Raw genomic sequence first — 25,268 nt, forward strand, 5'->3', positions numbered from 1 at the left:
TATGGAGTGATTATAATCCTGAGCAATGGCCGGAATAGGTCTGGAAGGAATAGGTCTGGATGGAATAGGTCTGGATGGAATAGGTCTGGATAGAATAGGCCTGGAAGGAAGATATGCGCCTGCTGAAGCAGGCGCATATTAACATGCTGACAGTAAACGTTTTTAATTTATTGTATTTGCAGGGTGCTGCATTCCTGGGAGACTGTCAAAATAATGATTAGATTCTTTGAAGATACCGGTTCTCATATACCACTGTCAGTACACTTTTTTAGAGACTCCGGTGGTACAGAATGAAAATATTTAAGAAGGCTGCTTATCATCTCTATATGGGATTGTGGCATCCTTGTTTTCATTGCTGCCGGCTCATAGAAAAGGTTTATTTTATCCGCTGCTATATATCAAGTTCTCTATGACGTATTATCCTATTTCTATATTTTTGCCTAATTTCCATGTTATCAATATATTTACCACACTCAGCTACAATTAGAGGAAGTACTGATAACAGTATGGCAATCAGCCAATGGTTTGCTCCGATAGAAGCTATGCCAAATATATTACCAACTCCAGGTATTAAAACAATGAGAGCAAATACCAGAATCATGGCTGCCGCACTATAAACCATAGGCATATTGGTCTTTAGGGAAACTTTAAATATTGACTTACGGCTTCTTACGGTAAATACATGTAAAATAGAGGACCACCCAAGGATTAAGAAGGACATGCTCTGACCTATTTCATGTGACGGTGCAACCCCAAGTGAAACCACTACATTCGTTCCAAGGTAATATCCGCACCATACAATTAACGAGCAGATTATGGTTTGTCTTATTATAACATGAATTAAATTGCTATTGAAAAAGCTTTCATCACGCCCAATTGGTTTACGCTGCATAATACGAGAATCAGATACTTCTTTTGCTAAGCAAATACCAGGAATTCCATCTCCTAATACATTAATCAGTAAAAGCATAACTGCCGTTACAGGGAATTGCCATCCGATTAACTGAGCACCCAGCATAATGATGATTTCAGAGATATTACAAACAATTAAAAAGTAAATGGTTTTTCTAATATTTGAAAATACATTACGGCCTTCATGCACCGCATCCACAATCGATGAAAAATTATCATCTGCCAATACCATATCAGCAGCATTTTTTGCTACTTCGGTACCATTCTTACCCATTGCCACACCAACGTCAGCAGCTTTTAAGGCGGGCGCATCATTTACACCGTCACCGGTCATTACTACTACTTCGTCATTTTCCTGCCATGCCTCTACGATACGTATTTTATCTTCCGGTGTAACTCTTGCATATACAGAATACTCACGGATGGAGCTGCATAATTCTTCGTCGCTCATTTCGGACAATTCCTGTCCGGTCAATACCTTTTCACCCTCACTTAAAATACCGATTTCTTTTGCGATTGCACTGGCGGTAGCCACATGATCTCCTGTAATCATAATGGTGCGAATACCCGCCTTTTTCGCAGAAGCGATGGCGGCTTTACTCTCAGGTCTTGGAGGATCGATAATACCGATAAGACCAATTATGTCAAGGTCAGTTTCGACCACTTCCAGTTCTTCCTCTTCCGGTAATTTATTTATATGCTTACCAGCTAATGCAATAACACGAAGTGCCTCCTTGGCAAAGGTATCATGTATGTGTTTGGCCTCCTCTTTCTCCTTTGAATTTTTACCAACGGGCATCCAGTCAAAAGCACCTTTAGTCAGTACCAAATAACCACCATTTGGGTCTTCGTGAATGGATGTCATTCTTTTGCGAGAGGAGGAAAAAGGAATTTCCTTCACCTTTGGCCATATGGATAAAAGCTCTTCTTTATTTCTTCCTTTATCATCAAACAGTTTCATGATGGCAGATTCCGTTGCATCTCCCATGATCTGTCTATTTCCGTTTTCATCGGTTTCAATAACCGCGTTGCTTGCCAGTGCAAACTGCTCTAACAGTCTTAACTGGTTTTCTGTAAATTCTTCTGAATCTGAGATTGCAGCTTCCGATTTAGCCCACAATTTTTTTATGGTCATTTTATTTTGTGTTAGTGTTCCTGTTTTGTCAGAACAGATAACAGAGGTACTTCCAAGGGTTTCAACTGCAGATAGCTTTCTGATAATAGCATTTTTATTAACCATATTTTTAACACCATTGGTTAAAGACAGGGTTATGATTAAAGACAGGGTTTCAGGTACAGCTGCCACTGCCAGTGAGACTGCCATTAAAACAAGGTGCCAGATACTTTCACCTCTTAAGATACCAACAATCACTAATATGACTGCTGAAAGAATTGCTGTAAAGCTTATCATTTTACCTAACTTATTCAGACGGGCCTGCAAAGGAGTCATCATCTTTAGGGTATTATTCAAATACCCTGCTATTTTACCCATTTGCGTTTTCATACCAGTTTCTGTTACAACAAAAATTCCATTACCTGCTGTAACATGGCAGCCGGAGAATACCATATTGTTTTGGTCTCCCAGAGGCACTTTACTATTCTCTATTACTTCAATATTTTTTTCAGAAGCTTCACTTTCTCCTGTTAAAGAAGCCTCTTCCACTTGTAAATCCACAGTTTCTATCAACCTGCCATCAGCAGGTACTAAATCGCCGGAACGAAGCATTACAATATCTCCCGGTACCAATTCCGCACTGTCTATTATTTTTTGAATACCATCACGAATCACCAAACAGGTGGGAGAATTCATATTAATCAATGCATCCAAAGATTTTTCCGCACTATTCTCCTGAGTGATAGCAAGGATAATATTTATTATAACAATACTTAAGATTACGATTGGCTCTAAGAATCCATTTCCTTCTTTTACTGCCAGCAGAAATGACAGTCCGATTGCAACCAGTAAAATTATGGTTGAGATGTCTTTAAATTGATGCAGAATTTTATTTAGAATGGACTCTTTCTTTTGTTTCTCAAATTCGTTTCTGCCATAAGTCTGTACTTTTTTAGCTACTTCTTCTGTTGCCAGCCCGTTAGCTGCATCCGATGAAAGTTCTTTTAATACTTCCTGAGGCTCTAAGTTATACCAGTTTTTCATACTTTTCCACCTTTCATAGATAATGTAAAACAAATAACCTTTCACATATCTTTTAAGCCATATCGCTGGAAAACGCGATATGCCCTGGTGTAGAGAGAAAAAATTAGAATAGAAAATTTGTTGCTATTAGATTCTTTCACTCTAATTAATAGTGACCGTCTCTTATACAAACCTTCTGTTCTTCATACAAAGTGCTCTTGAGAAAAGGGACTCCGGATCTTTTTACAGAGTTCTTATCATACTTGTTATTAACCTGTATATCGTAATGTGTAAATTGATTTTGATTTTTCAAAGATACCTCCTTTCTGATAGTTCATTAATGAACTAATTTGTTATAAAAAATACCAGGAAGCAAACTAAAGTATAATTAATTAGGTCTTATTAAATTATATTTTAGTTAAGAATATTTATTTTAATTCTTCACTAATATTATCTACTATTTTCTTTGATATTCTAATCATTAACTCGCTTTCTTCTTCCGTAATATTGTGAAATAGAATGTCAAGAAGATGTTCTCTCACTTTCTCAATATCTTCAATTACAGGACTTGCAGACTCTGTTACATTAAGATGCATATACCTGCGGTCTGTACTGTCCCCTATTACTGAAATATATTTTTTATGAGACAAATCTTCAATGGAATTAGAAATATGTGCTTTGGATATATACTGAATTTGGGCTATATCTTTAGCGGTATTATGTTCACCACATTGAGATATAAAATATAGAATCTCTATTTCTATCTTTTTTAGATTGTATTTCTTCATCACCCAATCATATTCTCTTTCATATAGCTTTTTGAATTGATGGCCGTTTATCAAAATATCAAAAGAATTCAGCATAATATAACCTCATAAAGTTTTTTGTATAACTCTTGTCTATTGTAACCTCATAATGAAAATAACTGTTTTCCAGTGAACTGTTTTTTATGGAACTGTTTACTTGTGAACTATTATAAGAAATTTCAAGTTGTATGTCAATAGTAAATTTTATATAGTATTGAATAAACAATTGTTTTAATTATTTATTCCACTATGCTTTTTCTTGTTTTATACTTATATAACCGGCTTCATCTCCATATATCCCAGCATTTTTTCTACGATTGCGCTGAATAACGGAGTCATCCAGAACGACGGCTTTAACACGTTCCGGCCTGGTCGGCTCATCTAAAATGGAAGTGACCTTTGCAGCTAAGAGTGGTAAAAATTTATTCCAGGGGTTATGGCGCCGTTGCAGAGGTAAGAATACCTATGGATTTACTTACAGCAAAACAATGATATATGAAAATTTCATTGCAAATTATTACAGAATTCAGTACAATAGGTAGAAGTAAAAAGTAAATCTGAAAGGAGACACAAGATAGTGGAATATTTAGAGAAATACAATAAGTGGACGACCAGCGATTATTTTGATGATGAAACCAGAAAAGAATTGTTAGGATTAAAAGGCAATGACGCTGAGATCAAGGATCGCTTTTATAAAGATCTGGAATTTGGTACAGGCGGACTCCGTGGTGTACTGGGTGCGGGAAGCAACCGCATGAACCTGTATACGGTAAGAAAGGCAACCCAGGGCCTGGCTAATTATATCATAAAACAGGGCGGAGAAGATAAAGGGGTAGCCATAGCCTATGATTCCAGAAGAATGTCTCCGGAATTTGCGGAAGATGCCGCACTTTGCCTTAATTCCAACGGAATAAAGGCCTATGTATTCGAATCCTTACGACCGACACCGGAGCTGTCCTTTGCGGTAAGAGAGCTTCACTGTATCGCCGGTATTGTAATCACAGCAAGCCATAACCCTCCGGAATATAACGGATACAAGGTATACTGGGAAGATGGCGCACAGATAACATATCCCAAGGATGTGGAGATTATCGGTGAGGTGAATGCCATTACCGAATATTCTGCCGTTAAGACAATGGATAAGAAGGCAGCAGAGGAAAAGGGACTGTTTCATATTATCGGCAAAGAAATTGATGACAGGTACATGGAAGAGCTTAAAAAGCTCGTAGTGAATCCTATTGCAGATGAATGCAGGGATATGAAGATTGTGTACACTCCCCTTCATGGAACCGGTAACCTTCCTGTTAGAAGAATCTTAAAGGAATTAGGCTTTACCAATGTCTATGTAGTGAAAGAACAGGAGCTTCCCGACGGGAATTTCCCTACCGTAGGATATCCCAACCCGGAGGACCCGAAGGTATTTACCCTTGCCAAGAAGCTGGCAGATGAAATAGGCGCAGACTTAATTCTTGCAACGGACCCGGATGCAGACAGGCTTGGGGTACAGGTAAGAGGAGAGGATGGAGAGTTCATTCTGCTTACAGGGAATATGTCGGGCGCCCTGATCGCAGAGTATGTATTCTCCCAGAAAGCAGCCCATAATACGCTTCCGAAGAATGCTGCCTTGATTAAGACTATTGTAACGGGCAATATCTCCGATAGAATTGCAGCCTATTACGGTGCCGCATTAATTGAAGTATTAACTGGTTTTAAATACATCGGCGAGCAGATTAAATTCTTTGAGGAAACCGGCTCTCATGAGTATGTATTCGGTTTTGAGGAAAGCTATGGCTGCCTGGTAGGAACCCATTCCAGGGATAAGGATGCAGTTGTTGCGGTCATGGCACTGTGTGAGGCAGCAGCTTATTATAAAACCCAGGGCATCTCTCTTTACCAGCAGATGAACAAAGTATTTGAAAAGTACGGATATTTTAAAGAGGATTTGGTCTCCGTTACTTTAAAAGGCATTGAGGGCATGGAGAAAATCAAGGAAATCATGGAAGGCTACCGCAAAAATCCTCCTTTGGCAGCAGGCGGACTGAAGGTATTGAAGTTCAGAGATTACAAAGAGGATAAGATTACGGACCTGGTGACAAAAGAAGTAACCCCTACAGGTCTTCCGAAATCAGATGTGCTTTACTTTGAGCTGGAAGAGGATGCATGGTGTGCCGTAAGGCCTTCCGGAACAGAACCGAAAATCAAGTTCTATTTTGGAGTAAAGGGAACGAGCCTGGCAGATTCTGCCGAGAAATTAGAGAAGCTTGTTCATGACCCTGTATTTAAAGTGGATTAAATGAATAAAGGGCGAAAGTATATTCCTTTCAAGGAAAGGAAAGTACTTTCGCCCTTTTATTTTACGGGATAAGGCTATGGTCTACCGCAGGATTACAGCTTTTGTCCGCAGTTGGGGCAGAAGTTTGCACCAGTAGATTTCTGTCCGCAGTTAGGGCAGAAATTAGGCTTTGAGCCGGTATTGGAATTGGCCGCCTGGTTCGTTCCGGCGTTATTCATATGATTAAGCATCTGATTTGCCATATTGGCTCCCATCATCATACCTGCCATATCGGAAGCCATGCTGTTAGAGCCGCCCTGCTTTCCGGATAAAAGCCCGTCTGTCATGGCTACCTGCTGATAACGGTTAAGGTCACCTACCATTCCGTAGGAAGCATTTTTAGTGATCATCGACTGAACCTCTTCCGGATAGGTAAAGCTCATAATCTGAAAGCCGGTCACGCTGAGTCCCGTATCGAAGAGCTGCATATCCAGGTCAGTCTTGATTCCAGCACTAATGTCATAGGAATTAGCCTGGAGGTTGAACATATCCTTGCCTTCCTTTGCAATCCATTTCATAAGAAGCTGGTCTAACAGTGCTGTGATACGAAGCTTTACATCCTCCACAAGGTAGCTTTCCTTGACACCGGCAATCTTATCAATCAGCTTAATATAATCTTTTACTTTAAACTGAAAGGTACCGTTGGAGCGGATCGGAAGGCCGCCGGGAAGAGTGGGAGCCGGAATATTAATGGCATTTTTGGTACCCCATTTTACAGTAAATTCCTTGGTATTGACGAATAGAACCTCTGCACGCATGCCACTGTTAAAGCCGAATTTAAAACCGCCTAAAGTAGAAAGAAAGGGGATGATCTGGGATTCGATGTCGTAATCACCATCATCCTGAAAAATTCCCTCCACTTTTCCGTTATACAGGAATATGGCATCCTGCCCGGGACGGATGATGAGCCTGCTGCCCTTTTTTATTTCCCTGTTGCTCCATTTCCAAAATATCATGTCTTCTCTGAATTCTTCCCATTCCACTACATTGGAAAACTGGTCTTTAAAGAAACCCATCGTTATTTTTTCCTTTCCTTGCTGAAATCTTTTATGGTCATATAAGATAAATCATAGTCTAAAATTTCATTTAGCTTATATAGTGTTGTCAGTCTGCTGCTTCTCCTGATATAGCTGTTATAAATCTATTAAACTACAATACAGCAATAACTGCAATGCCAAAATAATTCTATCTGCCTTAAAAGCTTCTGCTGCCTCCGCTGTGGGAGTGTCCTCCGCTTGAAATACCGCCACCTCCGCTGCTTCTTGGGCCGCTGCCGCCATTTGACTGGGGTGTGGGCTTTTTCACCCTGGTTGTAGTGGTGCGAAGATAATCATCCCTGCTGTCTGTAATGCCGGAATTGCTGCCATCCATATAATCCCTGCCCTGGGCGGTCATTCTGCCGCCGGAATTTGCAGCCATTATTCCTACGGTAACAGCACCTATGGCAAGGGCAATACCCAGTTGAAGAAAGGTATTGTAGAAGGGATTCTTTTCTTTCTGCCCATAGTAGTTACTGGGGCCGTCATAAGAGGATTCACCGTAGTAATTTCCGGAACCGGGCTCTCCCGAGGCAGGGGTTTCCTTGACTCCTTTTTCCTCATTCATATAGTAGGCGGATTCCTTGGCAAATTCTATAAAAGCCTTTTTATATTCAGCAGCCTTCAGGGAGCTATCAATATCATCTAAGATATATTCAATGCGGTCATTGTTTACGTAATATTCGGATTTCCCATAACCGTGAATGGTAACGCTGCGGTTTCCCTCTTCCATATTAATAAGCATCATTACGGTACTGCCGAATTGCTCCTCATAACCAAAGCCCTTTTCGTCATAGAAATCTTCCATATAGTCAATGGGAGCTTTACCACCCAGGTCACCGGAGGTAATCATGATAATATCGGCCTTTGCTTTCTCGCTGTATTTCTTGCAGGTATCCGTCAGCTCATTTACTTCTTCCTCGGAAAAAAGACCGTAATTATCATATACATATTGCTTACTGTCTTCCTCGGAGGCGTTTACCGGAAGAGGGGTCCTTCCATAGAGAAAAAGGCCTGCGATAACAGTGAAGATAAGGCTTAAGGCTAACAATGCGGATTTTTTACAAGCTAATTTCATAGTATTGGCCCTCCCGATAAAACAGCGATGATTTTTATAAGAAGGAAGGCCGCGGCACTGATGCCGGTAAACCAGGCGGCAATCCTACCCGCACTTAAAGGAGGCTTTCCGACAATTTTTCCGGTCTGGCCATTCATGGCAAAGGTATGCTCCGACTGCTTATAATCATAACAAACCATCCAGACGGGGAACAGGGCATACTCAGCCTTCCGCTTCCGGATTTGGATGTCCTTGGAATTATAGGAAGTGGTGGCATAGCCATTGATAGTTCCGTCAATGTAGCTGTCGACATATTGCTGTACTCTGGATTCTACGCGGTGAAACAGGTCATTATCGTCATAATTGTACTTTTCCGCCAGGTAGCCTGCCAGATATGGCATCTGAAATTCCTTCAAATCCTGATAGTGGTACGGTTCCAGTTTATCCATCATTCCGTCATTCATTTTCTCGGAAGCATCGGTAGGAACCTTTAGGTAATTCAGATTGACCTTACGGTATACGTTGAAATAATCGGTCTCCGTATAGATATAATCTCCTTTGGTATAGGTCCTGACCTTGGTGCAGGTCGCATCGGCACTGCCCAGGCCGTTTAAATCATACAGCCAAAAGGGAACATAAATGCCGGTAATGCTCTTTATCCTGTCAGCAGTCATGAAGCCCCTTGGAGTCAGAAGGCCTTTTTTGCACCATTTCCTGAAAGAAGCCTGTGCCTGCTCTTTATTGATTGTAAAGGGAATTACAAGGGAGGGGGCAAAGCTTCCGGAAAGCCGGTCGGAAAGTACGACGGCAGCACCGCAGAAGCTGCAGGTAGTAGCGGCGGTATCCTTATCGGTAATCAGTACGGCACCGCAGTTGTTGCAATGGTACTCGTTTACCTCTTCCTGGTGGTGGTGCGGTTCTTCTTCCTCTTTATAATTGTTATGATAGGCATTGCTTTCTTCTTTTTCTGTCCTGCTGCCGGACATTTCTTCTATGTTCATATTCTTGCCGCAGCTGTCACAATGCAGCATTCCCGTCGTACTGTCGAACGCCATATCGGCGCCGCAGTCCGGGCACTTGTATTGCACTACCATATGTTACCTCCTGGCTTTATTGTTTCTATTATTATAATACAAATACCTTCTGGTGCCAATAAAGATATGCATACGAAAACAGCGGCATAAAGCCGCTATTTCGACGGATAGTTTATCACTTTATCCCGGTTTAGTCTTATTTGTTCAGACTGGCTTTCAAGGCTGCCAGTTCATCCTCTACACCGGCATCCTGGCTGTACTTCTGAGTAAGGTCCTTTATTGTCCGGTCCGGTCCCGATGAGTTAAGCTCAGCCATGGCATTGGCTTTATCAAGAGCCTTATCAGCCATTTCTTCATATTTTGCAAAGCTTGCGATAGAGTCGTTTGCACTGGCGAAGGAGGAAGTCATTTTATTCATGCGTTCCTGGGTCTTTGCAACTGCAAGCTTGCCCTTGATCATATCCTTTCTGGATTCCAGCTCGTTAATGTCGGAGACCAGCTTATCATGCATTTCTCTCATGTGGACAGCATTTGTATGGGAAAGGTCATAAGCCTCCTGCAAACCATTTAACTTTGAAGTTAAAGAAGCTTTCTGTTCCAGGAATTTTCTTGCATCATCCTCGCTGCCGGCTTCTAAGGCTTTTACAGCATAAGCCTGCATTTTTGTGATTTCTTCCTTGCAGTCATCCAGTACACGCTTTGCCCTTTGTTCCTCCGCCATAATAGCAGCTGTTTCAGCCTTTACCTTGCCTAAATCGCTGGTCAGGTTTCTTAAACACTGGTCAATCATTTTCTCGGGATCCTCTGCTTTATCCAAAAGAGCATTAATGTTGCTGGACATAATATCTTTAAATCTTGTTAAAATACCCATGAAAAAACCTCCGTTCACTTGATTTACATTTATTGTTTTCATCATCAGTTTATCTTCTTACCGCCTTATAGTCAAGTTAAAATACGGTTAAAATCCTAATGGAGAAATTAGAAAGATTAAATTCAGATTGACAGGTCCCTTGCACTGTTGTAAATTATTTATGTAAGATAGATGCAAATTGGATGGCAAGCATTTTACAAACTAATTGTGCATTTTTAAATATAGTTATGGAATATCCAATAACAGACCGGATATTCAGGAAAGAGGTTATTGTGGAATTTGAACATATGGCAGACAGCGGGATAGTAGATTTCGGCAATCTGCACCGTATTGGCAAAACGATGAAAAAAGCCATGTCAGGTGAAGAAATTACAGTTGGTATGATAGGAGGCTCTATTACGCAAGGCTCTCTTTCCAGTACGCCTAAGACTTGCTATGCCTATCTTGTATATGAGTGGTGGGTCAGACGCTTTCCCGGCAGTAAGGTGCACTATATAAATGCCGGTATAGGGGGAACCTCCTCCCATTTTGGTGCTGCCAGGGTGGTCGAGGACTTACTTGTCCATCAACCGGATTTTGTTATTACGGAATTTAGTGTAAATGACAGCAATACACCATTTTTTAAGGAAACATATGAAGGACTTATCAGGAGAATTCTTACCCACGAAGCAGAGCCAGGGGTACTTATTTTAAATAATGTATTTTACAAGGATGGCACCAATGCCCAGGAGATGCACAATGAAGTCGGGGCTTTCTACGGACTTCCGATGGTAAGCATAAAGGACAGCCTGTACAGGCTGGTAGAAGCAGGGGAAATCTTAAAAGAGGATATTACTCCCGACGACCTTCATCCAAATGATGCAGGACATAAGCTGGTAGCCGATATAGTAACCCATATGCTTGACTGGATTTATAAGAAGGTCATAAAAGAAGAAGCAGATAAGGATTATATTCTTCCGAAGGAAACCTTAACAGCTAACCGATTTGAGGATTCCCTTCGCTTGAATAACAGAAATTCACAGCCGGCTGCAAAAGGCTTTGAAATAGATAACGCTGCACAAGAAAAGATAACGGATATTTTCCGTAACGGATGGAGTGCAGGAAGGATTGGGGATACTATTTCCTTTGAGGTCGAGGCGGGAAATATAGCGGTGCAATATAAGAAGACTGTCAAAAGGCAGGCACCTGTGGCAACGGTAATAGTGGATAAGGATATGGATAATCAGATTGTTCTGGATGCTAACTTTGAGGAAGACTGGGGAGACTGCCTATATCTTCAAAATCTTTTAACCGGCGGGGAGAAGAAAAAGCATACTCTGGACATTACAATTACCCAGGCGGATGAGAAGAGCAATCTGGATTTCTATCTTGTATCCATTATTATTTCAGATAGATAGTTTAGGAGAAACGGAATTTTTGTTAACAGGGAGGTAACAAGTTGAAAAAGATAACAATACAGGATGTGGCGAAGGAACTGAACCTGTCCCGCAATACTGTGGCAAAGGCATTAAATAACAGCGATACGGTAGCATATGAAACAAGGTATGTGGTAATAAAAAAAGCATATGAAATGGGTTATTCCAAGCTGTCCCCCCTTGTACTGAATGAATACAAAATAAAGGATAAGCTGGAAAAGGCAAGAACGGTGGTGGTATTTGCAAGAAGAGAGCTGTCCACCTTTTGGAACCGCATTATTATGGGAATATCCGATGAGCTGAATAAAAATAACTGCAAACTGCAGCTTAATTTTATCAGTGAAGAGGATGAAGCCAAGCATATTGCACCCCTTGATGTGGATTCGGATATGAGCGGCATTATTATCCTAAATGTATTTCACAAGGAATTTCTGGAACTGATATTAAAAAAGGATGTGCCGGTGGTATTTCTGGATGGACCAAGTGATGTTTATGAAATCTCTTCCATGGGAGACATTGTTGTATTTGAAGGCTACCATTCCACAAGAATGATAACCGAACACCTGTTAAGCCAGGGAAATAAAAAAATTGCCTTTATCGGAGATATCAGCTATTGCAGGACCATAAGAGACCGTTATGAGGGTTACAAGGCGGCGCTTTCCAGTTATGGAATTGAGCCGGAGGAACAATATCTTATTACCCGTCATGTAGAGCATAAATACTACAAGCAGGAAGAAGTAAATGCGGAACTTGAAAAGCTGAAGGAACTGCCGGAAGCAATTGTATGCGCCAATGATGATATTGCCAAGGATGCTATGCTTTGGCTTAAGAGAAGGGGTGTAAAGGTTCCCGAGGAGGTTGCCATAACCGGCTTTGATGATAAGGAAGAGGTAGAGCTCCTGTCTCCAGCCCTGACAACGGTACACATCGGTAATCAGAGAATGGGCCGCAGACTTGTTCAGCAGCTTATCTGGAGAATTGAAAATATGGACCTTCCCAAAGAAATAATAACCATAAATACAGAGACCATAATCAGGGAGTCCTCCGTACGCCAGGGTAAGTCTTGAAACTTATTTTAATAAGAAATAAGTAAATTGTATTTTAGAGTGTACTGATTGAACCAGATTGAGAAATTCCAGGATAGTTAGCTGTGACAGAAAAGCCGCCGCAGTGAACTATCCTGGAATTTTTGTTATGGGGAAAGATAAGTGCAGGCAAGAAAATAAGTGCAGGCATGAAAATAAATGCCAGCATGAAAATAAGTGCTATTTCGATTTATTCCGACAGTACTACAGGCAGCCAGCCAGTCGGCATCGTATTGAAATGTAAAGTTTTTAGCATTTTAGCAATATTCAGATGTAAATTACTTGATAAAAGACTGGAATTATAGTAGATTTGTAGTATTGCAGAATAAAAGAATAGTTATCATTCTGAATATAAAGAAAAAGTGGATGCAGTATTGCACTGGAAAAAGAAAGAGAGAAAGATATGTGGCTTGCGGATAGTTGGAAGGATTATGAGGTAATAGATACTTCGAATGGAGAAAAATTAGAGCGGTGGGGAGACTATATTCTGGTCAGGCCAGACCCTCAGGTGCTTTGGGATACAGAGAAAGCGGATAAAAGATGGAAGAAGCCAAACGGACATTATCACCGCAGCAATAAAGGCGGAGGGGAATGGGAGTTCTTTGATCTGCCCAAGGAATGGAATATTACCTATAAGGATATGGTATTTCATTTGCAGCCCTTTAATTTTAAGCATACGGGACTGTTTCCGGAACAGGCGGCTAACTGGGACTGGTTTGGAGATATTATCAGAAGAGAGAAGGAGAAAAATCCGGAGAAAGAAATTAAGGTTTTGAACCTCTTTGCCTACACGGGCGGAGCCACTATTGCTGCCGCAAAAGCAGGCGCAAATGTGACCCATGTGGATGCCTCCAAGGGAATGGTGACCTGGGCGAAGGAAAATGCTGTCCTATCAGGTTTATCGGAAGCACCGATACGCTATATCGTGGATGACTGTGTGAAATTTGTAGAAAGAGAGATACGCAGGGGAAATCTTTATGATGCGGTCATAATGGACCCGCCTTCCTATGGAAGAGGACCCAAAGGCGAGACCTGGAAAATTGAAGAAAACATCCATCCCTTTGTAAAATTAAGTACGGGAGTATTAAAAGAGAACCCCTTGTTTTTCCTGATAAATTCCTATACCACCGGATTGCAGCCGGCAGTGCTCTCCTACATGCTGGGGCTTGAAGTACAGAGTAAGCATGGAGGGATTGTCAGGGCGGAGGAGATAGGGATTCCTGTAACATCAAATAAGCTGATTCTTCCCTGCGGAGCATCGGGGCGCTGGTCTTCTCAGCTGTAAGGATAATGCCAAGAGTTGAAGGACGGTAATAAAAAATGGAGTGGGAGGACAGGATGGAAATTAAAAAAAAATCTTCAATTATTATCTGTATTGTAATTCTGGCAGCTAATATACTGGGCCTGGTTCTCTTGAATAATCCACATTATAAAAATCTTGCAGCCGCCAGTAATGGTGTGCTCTCCCTGGCAGACTGGGATTTTGCCAGGAAAGGGCTGGCCAAAATCGGAGGTACCTGGGAATTCTACCCCGGAAAACTGATTACCCCAAAGCAGGGCGAAGATGTCTTTCAGGAATACGAGCAATACCGAAGGTATGTAAAGGTGCCGGACGATTGGAGAAACTATGGGGCTTATAAGTCAAAGCCCTTTAATTCCGGTACCTTTCGGCTGCTATTGAATCTGCCGGAGGATGGGAGCTACGGAATTAAAACCGATGGGATACAGTCTGCAGCGGACATCTATATGAACGGCACAAAAGTGTGCGAAAGCGGCCGGGTTTCGGACGAGGCCGAAGGCTTTATGCCGGATATAAGGAGACTTGCCGGATTTGCCGGCTCATCTGCAAAAAGGATGGAGCTGGTAGTCAAGGTAAGTACATATGACTCTTACAAGGGAGGAATATTACAGGGCTTTGATTTTGGAAGGTCTGAAGAGATACTGAAAAGCAGAGACTTGGACAGGAGCGTGGATTTCTTTGTGATATCCTGCTGTATGGTCGCGGGTATTTGCCTGGCAGGTTCCTTTTTAATAAAAAAGGGCTCAAAGCATTCCTTTTACTTTGGAGTATTTCTCATTCTGCAGGGTATCTATATTTCAACCATCGGTGACAGGCTGATCAGTGACCTGCTCCCCATGCCTGGAAATACGGCAACGTTTTACGGATTCCAGATTCAGATTACCTTTATTTCATTTTTCTGCCTTCTGCTTTTAATAAACTCTTATTTTAAAAAGTACTCGGAAAGAAAAATTGTTGTTATTTTAGGGATTCTCCTGAATATTGTTGGACCGGTTCTGATTTGGGTGCCATTCACATCCGTTTCGGTCATGGGAATTTCCTTCTATCTTTATAAGCTTACCCTTGCCGCGGTAATTGCCGTAACTCTGGCCTATATCCTGCTTGTTATATACAGGGCATCCCGGAAGAAAATGGAGTATGCCGAATATGTCATAATATTTATCACAGCCTTTGGATGTTATCTTATTTCCTTACTGCTTGACTTCTTAACGGATATAAATGTGGGAAAAATGCCGACAGTTATGATGCTGGCTTTGATTCTGACACAAATTGTGCTTATGTATTACCGCAGTAAGACCGCATTTCAGAAGGTTGACCAGCTATCCTCCCAATTACTGGTGTATGACCAGTTAAAGGACCGGTTCCTGGCAAAGACCTCCCTGGAGCTGCAAAAGCCTGCAAATGGCATTATCAGTTTATCAGAAGAGCTGTTAAAAGGAGAAAAAGGTTCTATAAGCATCTATCAGCAGCAGAATATTATGCAGATTAACAGGGAAGGTAAGCATATTTACAGTATACTGGATGAAATGCTGGAAGCCTCTGGAGATAATCAGAATATAAAAATTGTTCAGGAGAATATAGACAGGGACAGCCTTGAGGCTATGATAGCGGAGCTTGAATATCTGGCTTATGAAAGAAAAGATTTAAAGGTTGTCAGAAAAATTCCGATAGATTTTCCGGGAATCAGGAGTGACAAGGTAAAGCTGAGACAGATTTTTTATCATTTGATTCATAATGCGGTTAAGTTTACGGAAACAGGGGAGATAGAGATATCGGCTGCTATATACGGCAATGAAGCATTTCTGTCGGTAAAGGATACAGGAATAGGGATTCCCTATGCGCAAAAAGAGATTATCTTTATCCCCTTTTATCAGGGAAAAAAGCAGGGCGAAGAGGAAGGCCTTGGACTGGGCCTTGGGATTACAAAAAATCTAATAGAAATCCTCGGGGGAAAGATATGGGTGGTTTCGGAAGCCGGGAAGGGTTCCAGGTTTACCTTTAGTATGCCCTTGGGTGAGAAAAAGACAGAAATCAGACATACGGAAAAGCCGCTTTATGAAAGGAAAGCTGGCAGTGAAGTGTCAGAAGCTTCGGCAGAGAAAAACCTCTGTCAGGACAATCAGGAGGGATATACAAAACTTGAAGGTACCAGAGAAGAAACACTGCTGATAGTAATGAAGGATGACCAGCTGATAAGGGAAGTCAGGCATTTAAACAGTGAAGAAAAGTACAACCTCATCCTTTGCGGCATTTATGATAAGGCACTGGACCTGGCAGCAAAGGAAGAGTGCGATTTGATTATCCTGGATTTTGGCATGGATTATGCAGCAGGCTATGAAACCTGCCTGAAAATAAGGGAGCGTTATTCCATGACGGAGCTTCCTGTCATTATCCTGACGGAAACCGGGCAGGCCAAGGAATTGCAAAAATCAGTCCGTTCAGGAGTAAATGATTTTATGCAAAAGCCATTTTCCTGGGAGGAATTAAGGATTCGTGTGGAAACCCTGCTATTGGTCAGGAAATCTGCCAGAGAAGCCATAAACCAGGAATACAAAATGCTTCATGCGCAGATCATGCCGCATTTTTTGTATAATACCTTAAATACGATTATTGGATTAAGCTATAAGGATGCAGAGCAGGCCTGTGAGGCATTGCAATATCTGTCTACCTATTTCCGGGCCAAGCTGGATTTTGACAGCTATAATTCATTTGTTTCCGTAGAGAGGGAAGTGGAGCTGATGAAGGCGTACCTGGCCATTGAAAAGATGCGCTTTAAGGAACGCCTGGAAATTATTTATGACCTGGATGAAAGTCTTGATTTTGAATTACCGGCACTGACCCTGCAGCCTCTGGTAGAGAATTCCGTACAGCATGGTGTCCTGGACAATAACAGAAGGATTACGGTAGAAATAACCATTAAAGAGACAGCAGAAAACGAAATCATAATACAGATAAAAGATAATGGAATGGGAATTCCAAAAGTGAAGCAGGAAGAACTTCTAGCGGAGAAAAATAACCGGATCGGGTTTTCGAATGTTTTAAGAAAGATAAGGCTGATGAAGAACTCGAACCTGACCCTGGAAAGTGAAGAGGGTAAGGGAACCTGTATCACAATCAATTTAAGGAATATGCCATTTCAAAGAAAGCAGAATCGGGCAAAGAATATTGAGCAGGAAACGGCTAAGGTGAAACTATGAAGGTACTGTTGGTGGATGATGAAGAAATAGCATTGGAAGTTCTTGAAAGAATGCTGTGCCAAATAGATAATGTTGAGATTCTGGGCAAATATACGGATCCGGAGAAGGCTTTGGTCAGGCTTAAGACAGAAGGAGCAGATGCCGTCTTTTTAGATTTTGAGATGGGAGGCCGGCATGGCTTACAATTTGCCCAGGAATTGCTGAATATGGATGCCTCTCCGGAGGTTATATTTGTTACGGCCTATTCCCAGTATGCGGTAGATGCCTTTGAGGTGGATGCCCTGGATTACCTGGTTAAGCCGGTAACACTGACCAGGCTTATGAAAGCGGTTCAAAAAATAGAGGAAAGACAAAGCCTGAAAAGAATTCGAAAATCCCATTTAACTGTAAATGAGGTCAATATCCGTGTTCATTCTCTGGGAGCATTTCAGGTGTTTGCAGGAGAAGAGGAAGCAATGCCTGTGCGGTGGCGCACAAAAAAAGTGAAGGAAATGTTCTGCTACCTTTGGATGAACAGGGAACAGCCTGTAAATAAGTACCGCATCCTGGAAGAGCTGTGGCCGGAGGCGGCTCTGGATAAGGGTACAGCTCTGCTGCATACGACGGTCTATCAGCTGAGAAAGGTTATTAAGGAATTGCATTTTGAGGATGGATTGCAGTATCTCAATGACCAATATGTCTTAGCCCTGCCAATCAAGAGTGATCTGGAAGAATTGGAAGGCTTATTAAAGGAGCCCGCACCCAGTCCTGATCAGATGAAAAGAATACTGCTGCTTTATGAGGGAGATTTATTGGAGCTGGATGAGTATAACTGGTGTATTTATGAGAGGCAGAGCTTAAAAAATACCTATTTAAAATGTCTGCAAAGATATGCTGAAAAGAATGGGGGTAAAACCCAAAATGAAGTAGTTGAAAACTGTCTGCAGAAAATGTTCAAAATGGATACCTATAACGAAATTTATACTATTATGCTGATAAACTATTATGCGGAGACAGGAAATACAAAGGAAATGGTTGAAGTATATAAATATTATAGTAAGATTTTATGGGAAGACTTAGGGATAGCACCATCAAGAAAAGTAATTGAATTATATCGGAAACATATTAAAAATGAATAAATTATGCTGTAATGTACTTTCATTGTTCCATTTTCTCTATCTTTTTCTAAGTTCAAGCCATAATTTTATTGCTTCTGCAGTCAAAATATTTGGATTGTATTCATCGAAGAATACCTCAGTAAAAATAGTTTATTAACTGAAAGGTTAACTATGCTGTTTTTGTGTGGAGGTATTTTTTATTTTTTCCTATAATACAAAATAGGAATGCTTATTGTTTAGAATTTGTTCAGTGCCTATAGGTATAATATACTACAATGTTAAAGGTATGCTGAATATAGTATTGTTAATGTTTTTAAACATCGGATAAATTTGTAATTATGCATTTATTTGTCAGCAGAGCCTTTTCATAATAGATGCAAGATATCCTTCCGCTTTTTGAGGTTGTCGGCCTAAGATAATTTTTGACACCTTCGTAGAGACCTTTAGATGATGCCGGAAGGATTGGGGAACAATTTATCAAGGTTTATATTTTTTAAAGAAACAGTATCAGTACAACTATTCTGAGGTTGTGGATATTGTTTACACTGGCCTTATGTTTTACATAAATCAGTGGGAAATTGTTTGGTTTATAGCAGAAAATATCTTGTAATTATGCGGGATGTGGTGTTATGCAACACCCAGAAATATTTAATATATAAGAAGGAGGATTAGATGAACATTAGTAAAAAGATAAAAATCAGTATAAGCAAATTGTTGGTTATTACCTTACTTTTATCACTCTGCGTTGGTGCATTACCTGGTATGGCATATGCCGAGGAGGAATCAAGGCAGCTTTCACCGGAAGAAGCATATATTACCTCGGTGGTGCTAAAGGTTGACGGGGTGGAAATAACCGCAGATAACGTAAATCAGGATCCTATAGGGCAGAATTCCCAGGTAGAACTATCTATTAATTGGGAACTAGCGGATTCTACGAATATTAATACAGGGGGTTATATAGAAGTACCCTTTCCAGTACAGTATTTTCAGGGGCTTTCTGGATATGAAGGTGGGCCGCTGGTATCAAATGGAGAAACGATAGGTAATTACAGTTTTTCAAATAATGGAAATCTAAAGTTGACGTTTAATGCAACAACTCAACTGAATGTTAAAGGTACAGTAACAATCTCAGGACTGAATTTTACAATTCCCTCAGGAGAAAGCAACCCTGTACAGATTGTCTTCCCTGTTTCGGGAAGTGCTATAACATATGTAAAGTTTCAACCAAAGAATGTAGATAAAACACTGACCAAAAAAGGTAATGCGAACTCAAATTTAAATGCATCTTACATAGATTGGGAAGTGGACCTGAATAAGAAACTGGAACATATTACAAATGCTGTGATAGAAGATAGCATACCGGAAAATCTTATACTGGATGAAAATTCCATTGAAATTCAGAAACTGGCTGTGGGCTTGGATGGAAACGCGGCAGTAACAGGTTCTGCCATAACTGGCATTGTAAACAGCGGTACAGCAGGTGAATTGAAGATAGCGCTTGGCGAGATTGATGGTGCATACCGTATTAAATATAGAACAACTATTGCTCCGGAGGGTGTAGGGAAAACTTCCTTTACGAATGAAGTGAAATTAAGCGGAGGGAGACCAAATACCCCCGAGGGGCTTATTGAGAAAGTACCCTGGACTGTAGAGACGCCAAGAGGGGCTGTACTTAAAAAAGGTGCAAAACTTGGTCAGGCATACAATCCCAAAAGTGTAGACTGGACGGTTTATGTAAACTTGGGGGAAACAAAAATAAACAAGGCAATCATAGAGGATGATCTCCCAGAGGGACTTGCACTGCAGGAGCCTGTGAAGGTTATACCGATTAAATACAATGGAAGTGAATGGATAAATGATGGTCCGGCTCTTACTACAGGTTATACGGTGGATGTTACTAAAAATCCGCTGAAAGTAACATTTGATGATTCGATAACCAAAGCATATAAGCTGGAGTATACCACCAATATTACGGATCGAACCCAAGAGAAATTCATAAATTCCGCCAACATTTATGATACTGATGAATCAAGTCCTCTGAATCAGAGTCCGGCCAAGGCATCAGTGGATATACAGCGGGGAGTTTATTTATTTAAATCTGGAGCAGATTATATTGATTACAATTCAAAATTCATTGATTGGACAATTGATATTAATACAAAAGAAGAATTAATAAATAATCCTGTATTAAAGGATGTAATCGGATCAGGATTAAAAAAACCGGTTACTAATTTAAAGATAGTTAAATTAAATATAGGATCTACGGGTACTGCAACGGAGGTTGGAGGAGACATTTCCGGAAATTATACCATTACTGACACTACGGATGGGTATCAAATAAATTTTGGATCTCAAATAACCGGTGCTTACCGCATAACTTACAGAACAGATATAAACGATGTCAATCTGACTTCTTATAGCAATAAGGCAACCTTGGAAGGAACCGTTGACGGCAAAGGTATTGGTATAGGAGATGGTAAAAAAGATTTAAATGGATGGGATGTTACCAAAAAACCTTTAATAAAAAATACCGTAGATAAGGCTATTAAAGGTGTTGATTATGCAAATAAAACCATTTCATGGGAAATAACAATTGATCCAAAGAAAGAACCTATGGAGAACTTAAAAATAATAGATACTTTTCAAACAGTTTTTTCTCAATCACCTACTGACAAGAAAGTGAACGGTGGGTTGGAATTGGTATCTGGTTCTGCTATCGTACTTAAGGTTGGGGACAGTGAACCATTGAGAAAGGGTATAGACTATACTCTTTCACCTAATCCAGATTGGAAGAGTGGGTTTGTAATTAGTTTTCTTCATGATGTAGAAAATGGGGTATATACAATACAATATAAAACCAGTTTTGACAGGGAATGGTCTGAGAAGGAAAATTATGTATTAAAAGGATATCAAAATACTGCTGTTGGACAATGGGATGAAAAAACAGGCCATAAAACAGATGATGACAATGTTAAATTTCAAGGAATAATTGATGCGGCCTCTCATAATGGAGCTAAGGATGGTACTGCAGTTTTAAATGGTGCTGGCAGGGCGGAAAGAGAAATTGACTGGAATATTGATGTGAATTATTTGTCTGAAAAATTGAATAATTTTACAGTTACTGATAACGGATGGGATAACGGTCAATTGAAATTAAAGGCTGACTCCATAAAAATATATAATTTGACCATAAGTGGTAACGGAAAAGCTACACCTGGTTCTGAAGTGATTGATCTCTCATCTGCTGGAATCAAAATTACCAAAGATGACGACGGTTTTGTTATCAAATTTGGAAGTGTAACCTCTCCTTACCGTATCACTTATACCACAGAGCTACTCAACCAGTCACAAGCGGAGTATATGAACACAGCAACGGTTACAGGTACCAGAGATAGCAGTGAAACGCCTGTATCAGACACAATGACGAAAAAGGTTACTTTTCCGAATAATCAGCAGAATACTTTCCTGAAAAAAACGGGTAAACAAAGGGACACTAAACCTTATATTGATTGGACAATACAGTTCAACACAAGCTTATCCTTGATAAAGGATGCGGTTCTTACGGATACCCTGTCAGCAGGACATAATTATGTTTATGGCAGTATTAGGGTAGAAAAACTTGGTACTGGCGGGGGATATACAGAAGTATTTCCAGGGGATACCACCTACAAACTTAATATAACTGAGGATCCGGTTACAAGGGTTCAGTCTTTCCATCTGGAGTTCATGGGAGAAATTAAGAATGAATATAGGATAACCTATGCCACAAAAATATTGGATAGCGTTGCCAATGGTGCATCCTTAGGCAATAAAGTGGAGTTTTCAGGAAATGGAATTACTACCACCAATGATAATGAGGAAAAATCCATACCTGTTCAGAAAATATCTTCCAGCGGATCTGCCAGCGGAGAAAAAGGCGAGTTTACCATTACAAAAGTCGACACAGCGGACATTAATAAAAAGCTTCAAGGAGCAAAATTCCAACTGTTAAAAAAAGGAACTAATGAAATTGTGTATGATTCTTTGTTAACTGGAGACGATGGAACTGTTACAGTTCTAATCAACAGAGGGGGAATAACTAATGGAGAATATTATTTAAAAGAAATAGTAGCTCCGGATGGTTATCAATTGCCTGATTTCAATAATTCCGTGAACTGGTTACCGGTTACATTAGATACATCAAAATTTAATGCTATTACAGTTACAAACCAGAAATATCGTAAGCTTATTATTAAAAAGACAGATCAGGCAACTTCTACTGAGAAGCTTCAAGGAGCAGAATTCGAAATCAAAAATTCAGCAGGAAATGTGGTTGCCAATATTACAACTAATAGTAACGGAACGGCTTCGGTTGACAATTTAAAGTTTGATACTTACACAGTGACTGAAGTGAAAGCTCCTAATGGATATGTGGCAGGCACACCGATTCAGGTTCAAATTGATAATACGAAAATGGAATTTGAAGTAACAGTAAAGAATCAAAAGGTAACTGTAACTCCAACTGCAGAGCCAAGTAAGCAGCCTACTGGTACACCGGTCAGCCCCACACCAACAGTGCCCACTGGTACACCAACCAGCCCTACACCAACAGAACCCACTGGTACACCGGTCAGCCCCACACCAACAGTGCCTACCAATACACCAACCGGTCCCACACCAACGGGTTCTACCAATACAACCTCTACTCCTACACCTACACCGACGGCAGCTGTCAGTACTACACCGGCTCCAACAAAGACACCTAGTGCTACGCCTACACCGACAGCAACTGTAAGTACTACACCAGCTCCGACAAAGATGCCCAGCAGTACACCTACTCCGGCTCCCAGCAGTAAGCCGACGCTGACGCCCACCCCTACCCCGAAGCCGATTATTGAAATCACTCCGGAAAATACACCGAAGGGCGGAAAGGTGCCTGTTCCGGAAGGCTCGACGGCATCACCCGGACAGAAGCCTGATAACGGTAAAATAACAGTGGATAAGGATGGAAAATGGACCTACGCGCCAGAGCCTGGATTCACAGGTAAAGATGAATTTACCATAACGGTAACTCACCCTGATGGTAAAAAGGAAGAAGTAGTTGTTCACATTGATGTGAATAAGGTTCCCTTTGGTAATCCGGATAATGGTAAGAAGGGCTCTGACGATAACGGAAAGGGAGTCCACATACCTAAGACAGGAGAGAAAATTCCGATGGCCGTTCTTCCGGTAGCGGTAACCGGTATAGTTGCAGGAATAATTGCATTTGCCGGAAGAAAGAAAAAGCTGAGAAACAGCAAATAGTTAGATATAAGGACTAGAAATTATATAATCAAGATATAACTGGAAAGCTGCAGAACATCTGCTTTCTTGCAAGAGAAAGTTCTCTGGCATGAAAGCAGACGGTTCCGCAGCTTTTTTCAGAAAGAAAGAGAAATAGGATAAATAACAGGGCGTAATATATATTAAATAAGGATGGCATTATAAATATTTGTTTAAATATACTATTCACAAAATTTAAAAGATATGGTATGTTATATGTATTAAAGGAAGTTAGTATATCACATCGATAATGGTAATCAATATCACATTCTATCGGATTTGAAATTATATTCATTTAGTGCTTAACGAATATAATAAATAGCTTTCTAAAGTATGTTAATTTCGGTGCTTTCCACCGATAAAGGCAAAACCAGTGAAAACTGGTGACGCAAAGCTATAGGGTCTTCCCCATGTAATAAATGGGTTGACAGCCAGCTACCGAAAGGAGGGTATTTTTATGTACAATTTTATAAAAAGAACTATAATCATAGCCTTAGCAGCCGTGCTGCTCATAAGTGTCCCTGGAATCTCCGTATTAGCAGAGGGATCGGGAACGGATAATTATCTGGATGAAAGTGACTTAGCCAATGGAATTATAACAGTTAAATATCCTGCAAAGGAATCGGATTCCTATGTAGTAAGGACTGAAAAAGGGAACTCCGTCTATACATATGATTACACCTACGGAATCAGAGTTCCACTGCAGGGAGGAGAAGGAACCTATACCATTCAGGTACTTGCACCTCTTGGCGGTCAGAACTATACGCCGGTCGCAGAACAAACCATTGAGTATAAAACCAAAGACGTTAAAAATTTATATTTGCAGAGCAGCGTAATCGTAAATTTCGATTCTGCCAGTAAGGCTGTTAAGAAAGCAGCAGAGTTGACGGCAGACAGTACCACGGATAGTGAGAAAGTCCTTGCGATTTACAACTACATAGTAAAAAATATTAAATATGACTTTAAAAAGGCAGCTAAAATACAAAGCTTCTATTTATCCGATCCGGATGACACCTTAAAGCAGAAAACAGGAATTTGCTATGACTATTCAATACTGTTTGCATCCATGCTAAGAAGTGTTGGAATACCAACAAAGGTTCTGATGGGAACCTCCAAGGACATCGTGGGATACCATGCCTGGAATCAGGTATACATCAAAGAAACGGATAAGTGGATAACGGTTGATACCACCATTGATGCAGCACAAAGCAAAAGCTCAAGTTCCATGAGCGCTATATCAAAGAAAGTCAACCGGTATTCAACTGAAAAATTATACTAAGCAGTAATTCAATTAAATTTATTAAAGAAAGTAAAAGTATTAGCGGATAAGGTTCCCACTTAACGCTAATACTTTTTTATATGGAATTTTATGTGAGGCATAGGGTGATTTTAATAAATGCATATTGCTAAAGATTTGGTTATAATAGGTTTGCCTGCTATACTGCTAAGATTAGTTTAAAAATTCCTTGCATCTTCCAAACTATAAAATCAAAAAAACTCAAAAATTAGTATCGAAAAATTTTATTATATGATAACTGAAAACTTGTAAAAATAATATGAGTTACAGTTCAGCCTCAATGTCATTTAGTTAAATTCAATGGTCAGACCCCATTTAGAAATCTAACCATTGAATTTAACTAAATAACATTGGTTCAGCCTTGCGCATCTATTCATGAAATTTAAAGAT

General features: G+C 40.4%; 14 protein-coding genes and 1 riboswitch. Of the genes, 8 read left to right on the forward strand and 6 right to left on the reverse strand.

Going from position 1 to position 25,268, the window contains the following annotated elements; translation table 11 throughout:
• Positions 1–391: 391 nt before the first annotated feature.
• Together BUB77_RS19850 and BUB77_RS19855 are read right to left on the reverse strand one after the other, a co-directional pair.
• Positions 392–3,070: a cation-translocating P-type ATPase gene (locus BUB77_RS19850; RefSeq protein WP_073278595.1), complete on the reverse strand. Its 2,679-nt coding sequence runs from the start codon at positions 3,068–3,070 to the stop codon at positions 392–394.
• Between the two features lie 407 nt (positions 3,071–3,477).
• Positions 3,478–3,912 (reverse strand): MarR family winged helix-turn-helix transcriptional regulator, encoded by a 435-nt coding sequence (locus BUB77_RS19855; RefSeq protein ID WP_073278596.1) that lies wholly within the window; start codon positions 3,910–3,912, stop codon positions 3,478–3,480.
• A 520-nt stretch (positions 3,913–4,432) separates the two neighbouring features.
• On the opposite strand from BUB77_RS19855, the gene BUB77_RS19860 reads away from it, so the two are divergent.
• Positions 4,433–6,148, forward strand: a complete 1,716-nt coding sequence (locus BUB77_RS19860; RefSeq protein WP_073278597.1) for a phospho-sugar mutase — start codon at positions 4,433–4,435, stop codon at positions 6,146–6,148.
• A gap of 92 nt (positions 6,149–6,240) precedes the next feature.
• On the opposite strand, the gene BUB77_RS19865 is transcribed toward BUB77_RS19860, so the two are convergent.
• The 4 genes from BUB77_RS19865 to BUB77_RS19880 all read right to left on the reverse strand — a co-directional run bounded on the left by BUB77_RS19865 (position 6,241) and on the right by BUB77_RS19880 (position 10,186).
• On the reverse strand, positions 6,241–7,203 hold the full coding sequence (locus BUB77_RS19865; protein ID WP_073278598.1) for an SPFH domain-containing protein: 963 nt from the start codon (positions 7,201–7,203) through the stop codon (positions 6,241–6,243).
• Between the two features lie 178 nt (positions 7,204–7,381).
• The gene (locus BUB77_RS19870) at positions 7,382–8,302 is read right to left on the reverse strand and encodes a TPM domain-containing protein (protein WP_073278599.1); all 921 of its coding nucleotides are present in this window, start codon (positions 8,300–8,302) and stop codon (positions 7,382–7,384) included.
• Positions 8,299–9,375, reverse strand: a complete 1,077-nt coding sequence (locus tag BUB77_RS19875) for a TFIIB-type zinc ribbon-containing protein (RefSeq protein WP_073278600.1) — start codon at positions 9,373–9,375, stop codon at positions 8,299–8,301. Before BUB77_RS19875 ends, BUB77_RS19870 begins: the two co-directional genes overlap by 4 nt.
• Before the next feature lie 136 nt (positions 9,376–9,511).
• Positions 9,512–10,186, reverse strand: a complete 675-nt coding sequence (locus BUB77_RS19880; RefSeq protein WP_073278650.1) for a PspA/IM30 family protein — start codon at positions 10,184–10,186, stop codon at positions 9,512–9,514.
• Positions 10,187–10,458: 272 nt separating this feature from the next.
• Here BUB77_RS19880 and BUB77_RS19885 point away from each other — a divergent pair, with 272 nt between their 5' ends.
• The 7 genes from BUB77_RS19885 to BUB77_RS19945 all read left to right on the forward strand — a co-directional run bounded on the left by BUB77_RS19885 (position 10,459) and on the right by BUB77_RS19945 (position 24,860).
• The gene (locus BUB77_RS19885) at positions 10,459–11,583 is read left to right on the forward strand and encodes an SGNH/GDSL hydrolase family protein (protein WP_242962554.1); all 1,125 of its coding nucleotides are present in this window, start codon (positions 10,459–10,461) and stop codon (positions 11,581–11,583) included.
• Positions 11,584–11,624: 41 nt separating this feature from the next.
• Complete coding sequence (locus BUB77_RS19890; RefSeq protein WP_073278601.1) at positions 11,625–12,668, forward strand: LacI family DNA-binding transcriptional regulator; 1,044 nt, start codon at positions 11,625–11,627, stop codon at positions 12,666–12,668.
• 421 nt (positions 12,669–13,089) lie between these two features.
• Complete coding sequence (locus tag BUB77_RS19900; protein ID WP_073278603.1) at positions 13,090–13,971, forward strand: class I SAM-dependent methyltransferase; 882 nt, start codon at positions 13,090–13,092, stop codon at positions 13,969–13,971.
• 53 nt (positions 13,972–14,024) lie between these two features.
• Positions 14,025–17,183: a hybrid sensor histidine kinase/response regulator gene (locus BUB77_RS19905; RefSeq protein ID WP_073278604.1), complete on the forward strand. Its 3,159-nt coding sequence runs from the start codon at positions 14,025–14,027 to the stop codon at positions 17,181–17,183.
• Positions 17,180–18,301, forward strand: a complete 1,122-nt coding sequence (locus BUB77_RS19910) for a response regulator (RefSeq protein ID WP_073278605.1) — start codon at positions 17,180–17,182, stop codon at positions 18,299–18,301. The genes BUB77_RS19905 and BUB77_RS19910 overlap by 4 nt, the downstream gene beginning before the upstream one ends.
• Positions 18,302–18,952: 651 nt before the next feature.
• The gene (locus BUB77_RS29220; RefSeq protein WP_084124498.1) at positions 18,953–23,563 is read left to right on the forward strand and encodes a collagen binding domain-containing protein; all 4,611 of its coding nucleotides are present in this window, start codon (positions 18,953–18,955) and stop codon (positions 23,561–23,563) included.
• A gap of 371 nt (positions 23,564–23,934) precedes the next feature.
• Positions 23,935–24,024, forward strand: a riboswitch (cyclic di-GMP riboswitch).
• A 14-nt stretch (positions 24,025–24,038) separates the two neighbouring features.
• Entirely contained in the window at positions 24,039–24,860 is an 822-nt protein-coding gene (locus tag BUB77_RS19945) for a transglutaminase-like domain-containing protein (RefSeq protein WP_084124500.1), read from the forward strand.
• Positions 24,861–25,268: the final 408 nt, after the last annotated feature.

Source organism: Anaerocolumna jejuensis DSM 15929 (genome assembly GCF_900142215.1).
Classification (GTDB): Bacteria; Bacillota; Clostridia; order Lachnospirales; family Lachnospiraceae; genus Anaerocolumna; species Anaerocolumna jejuensis.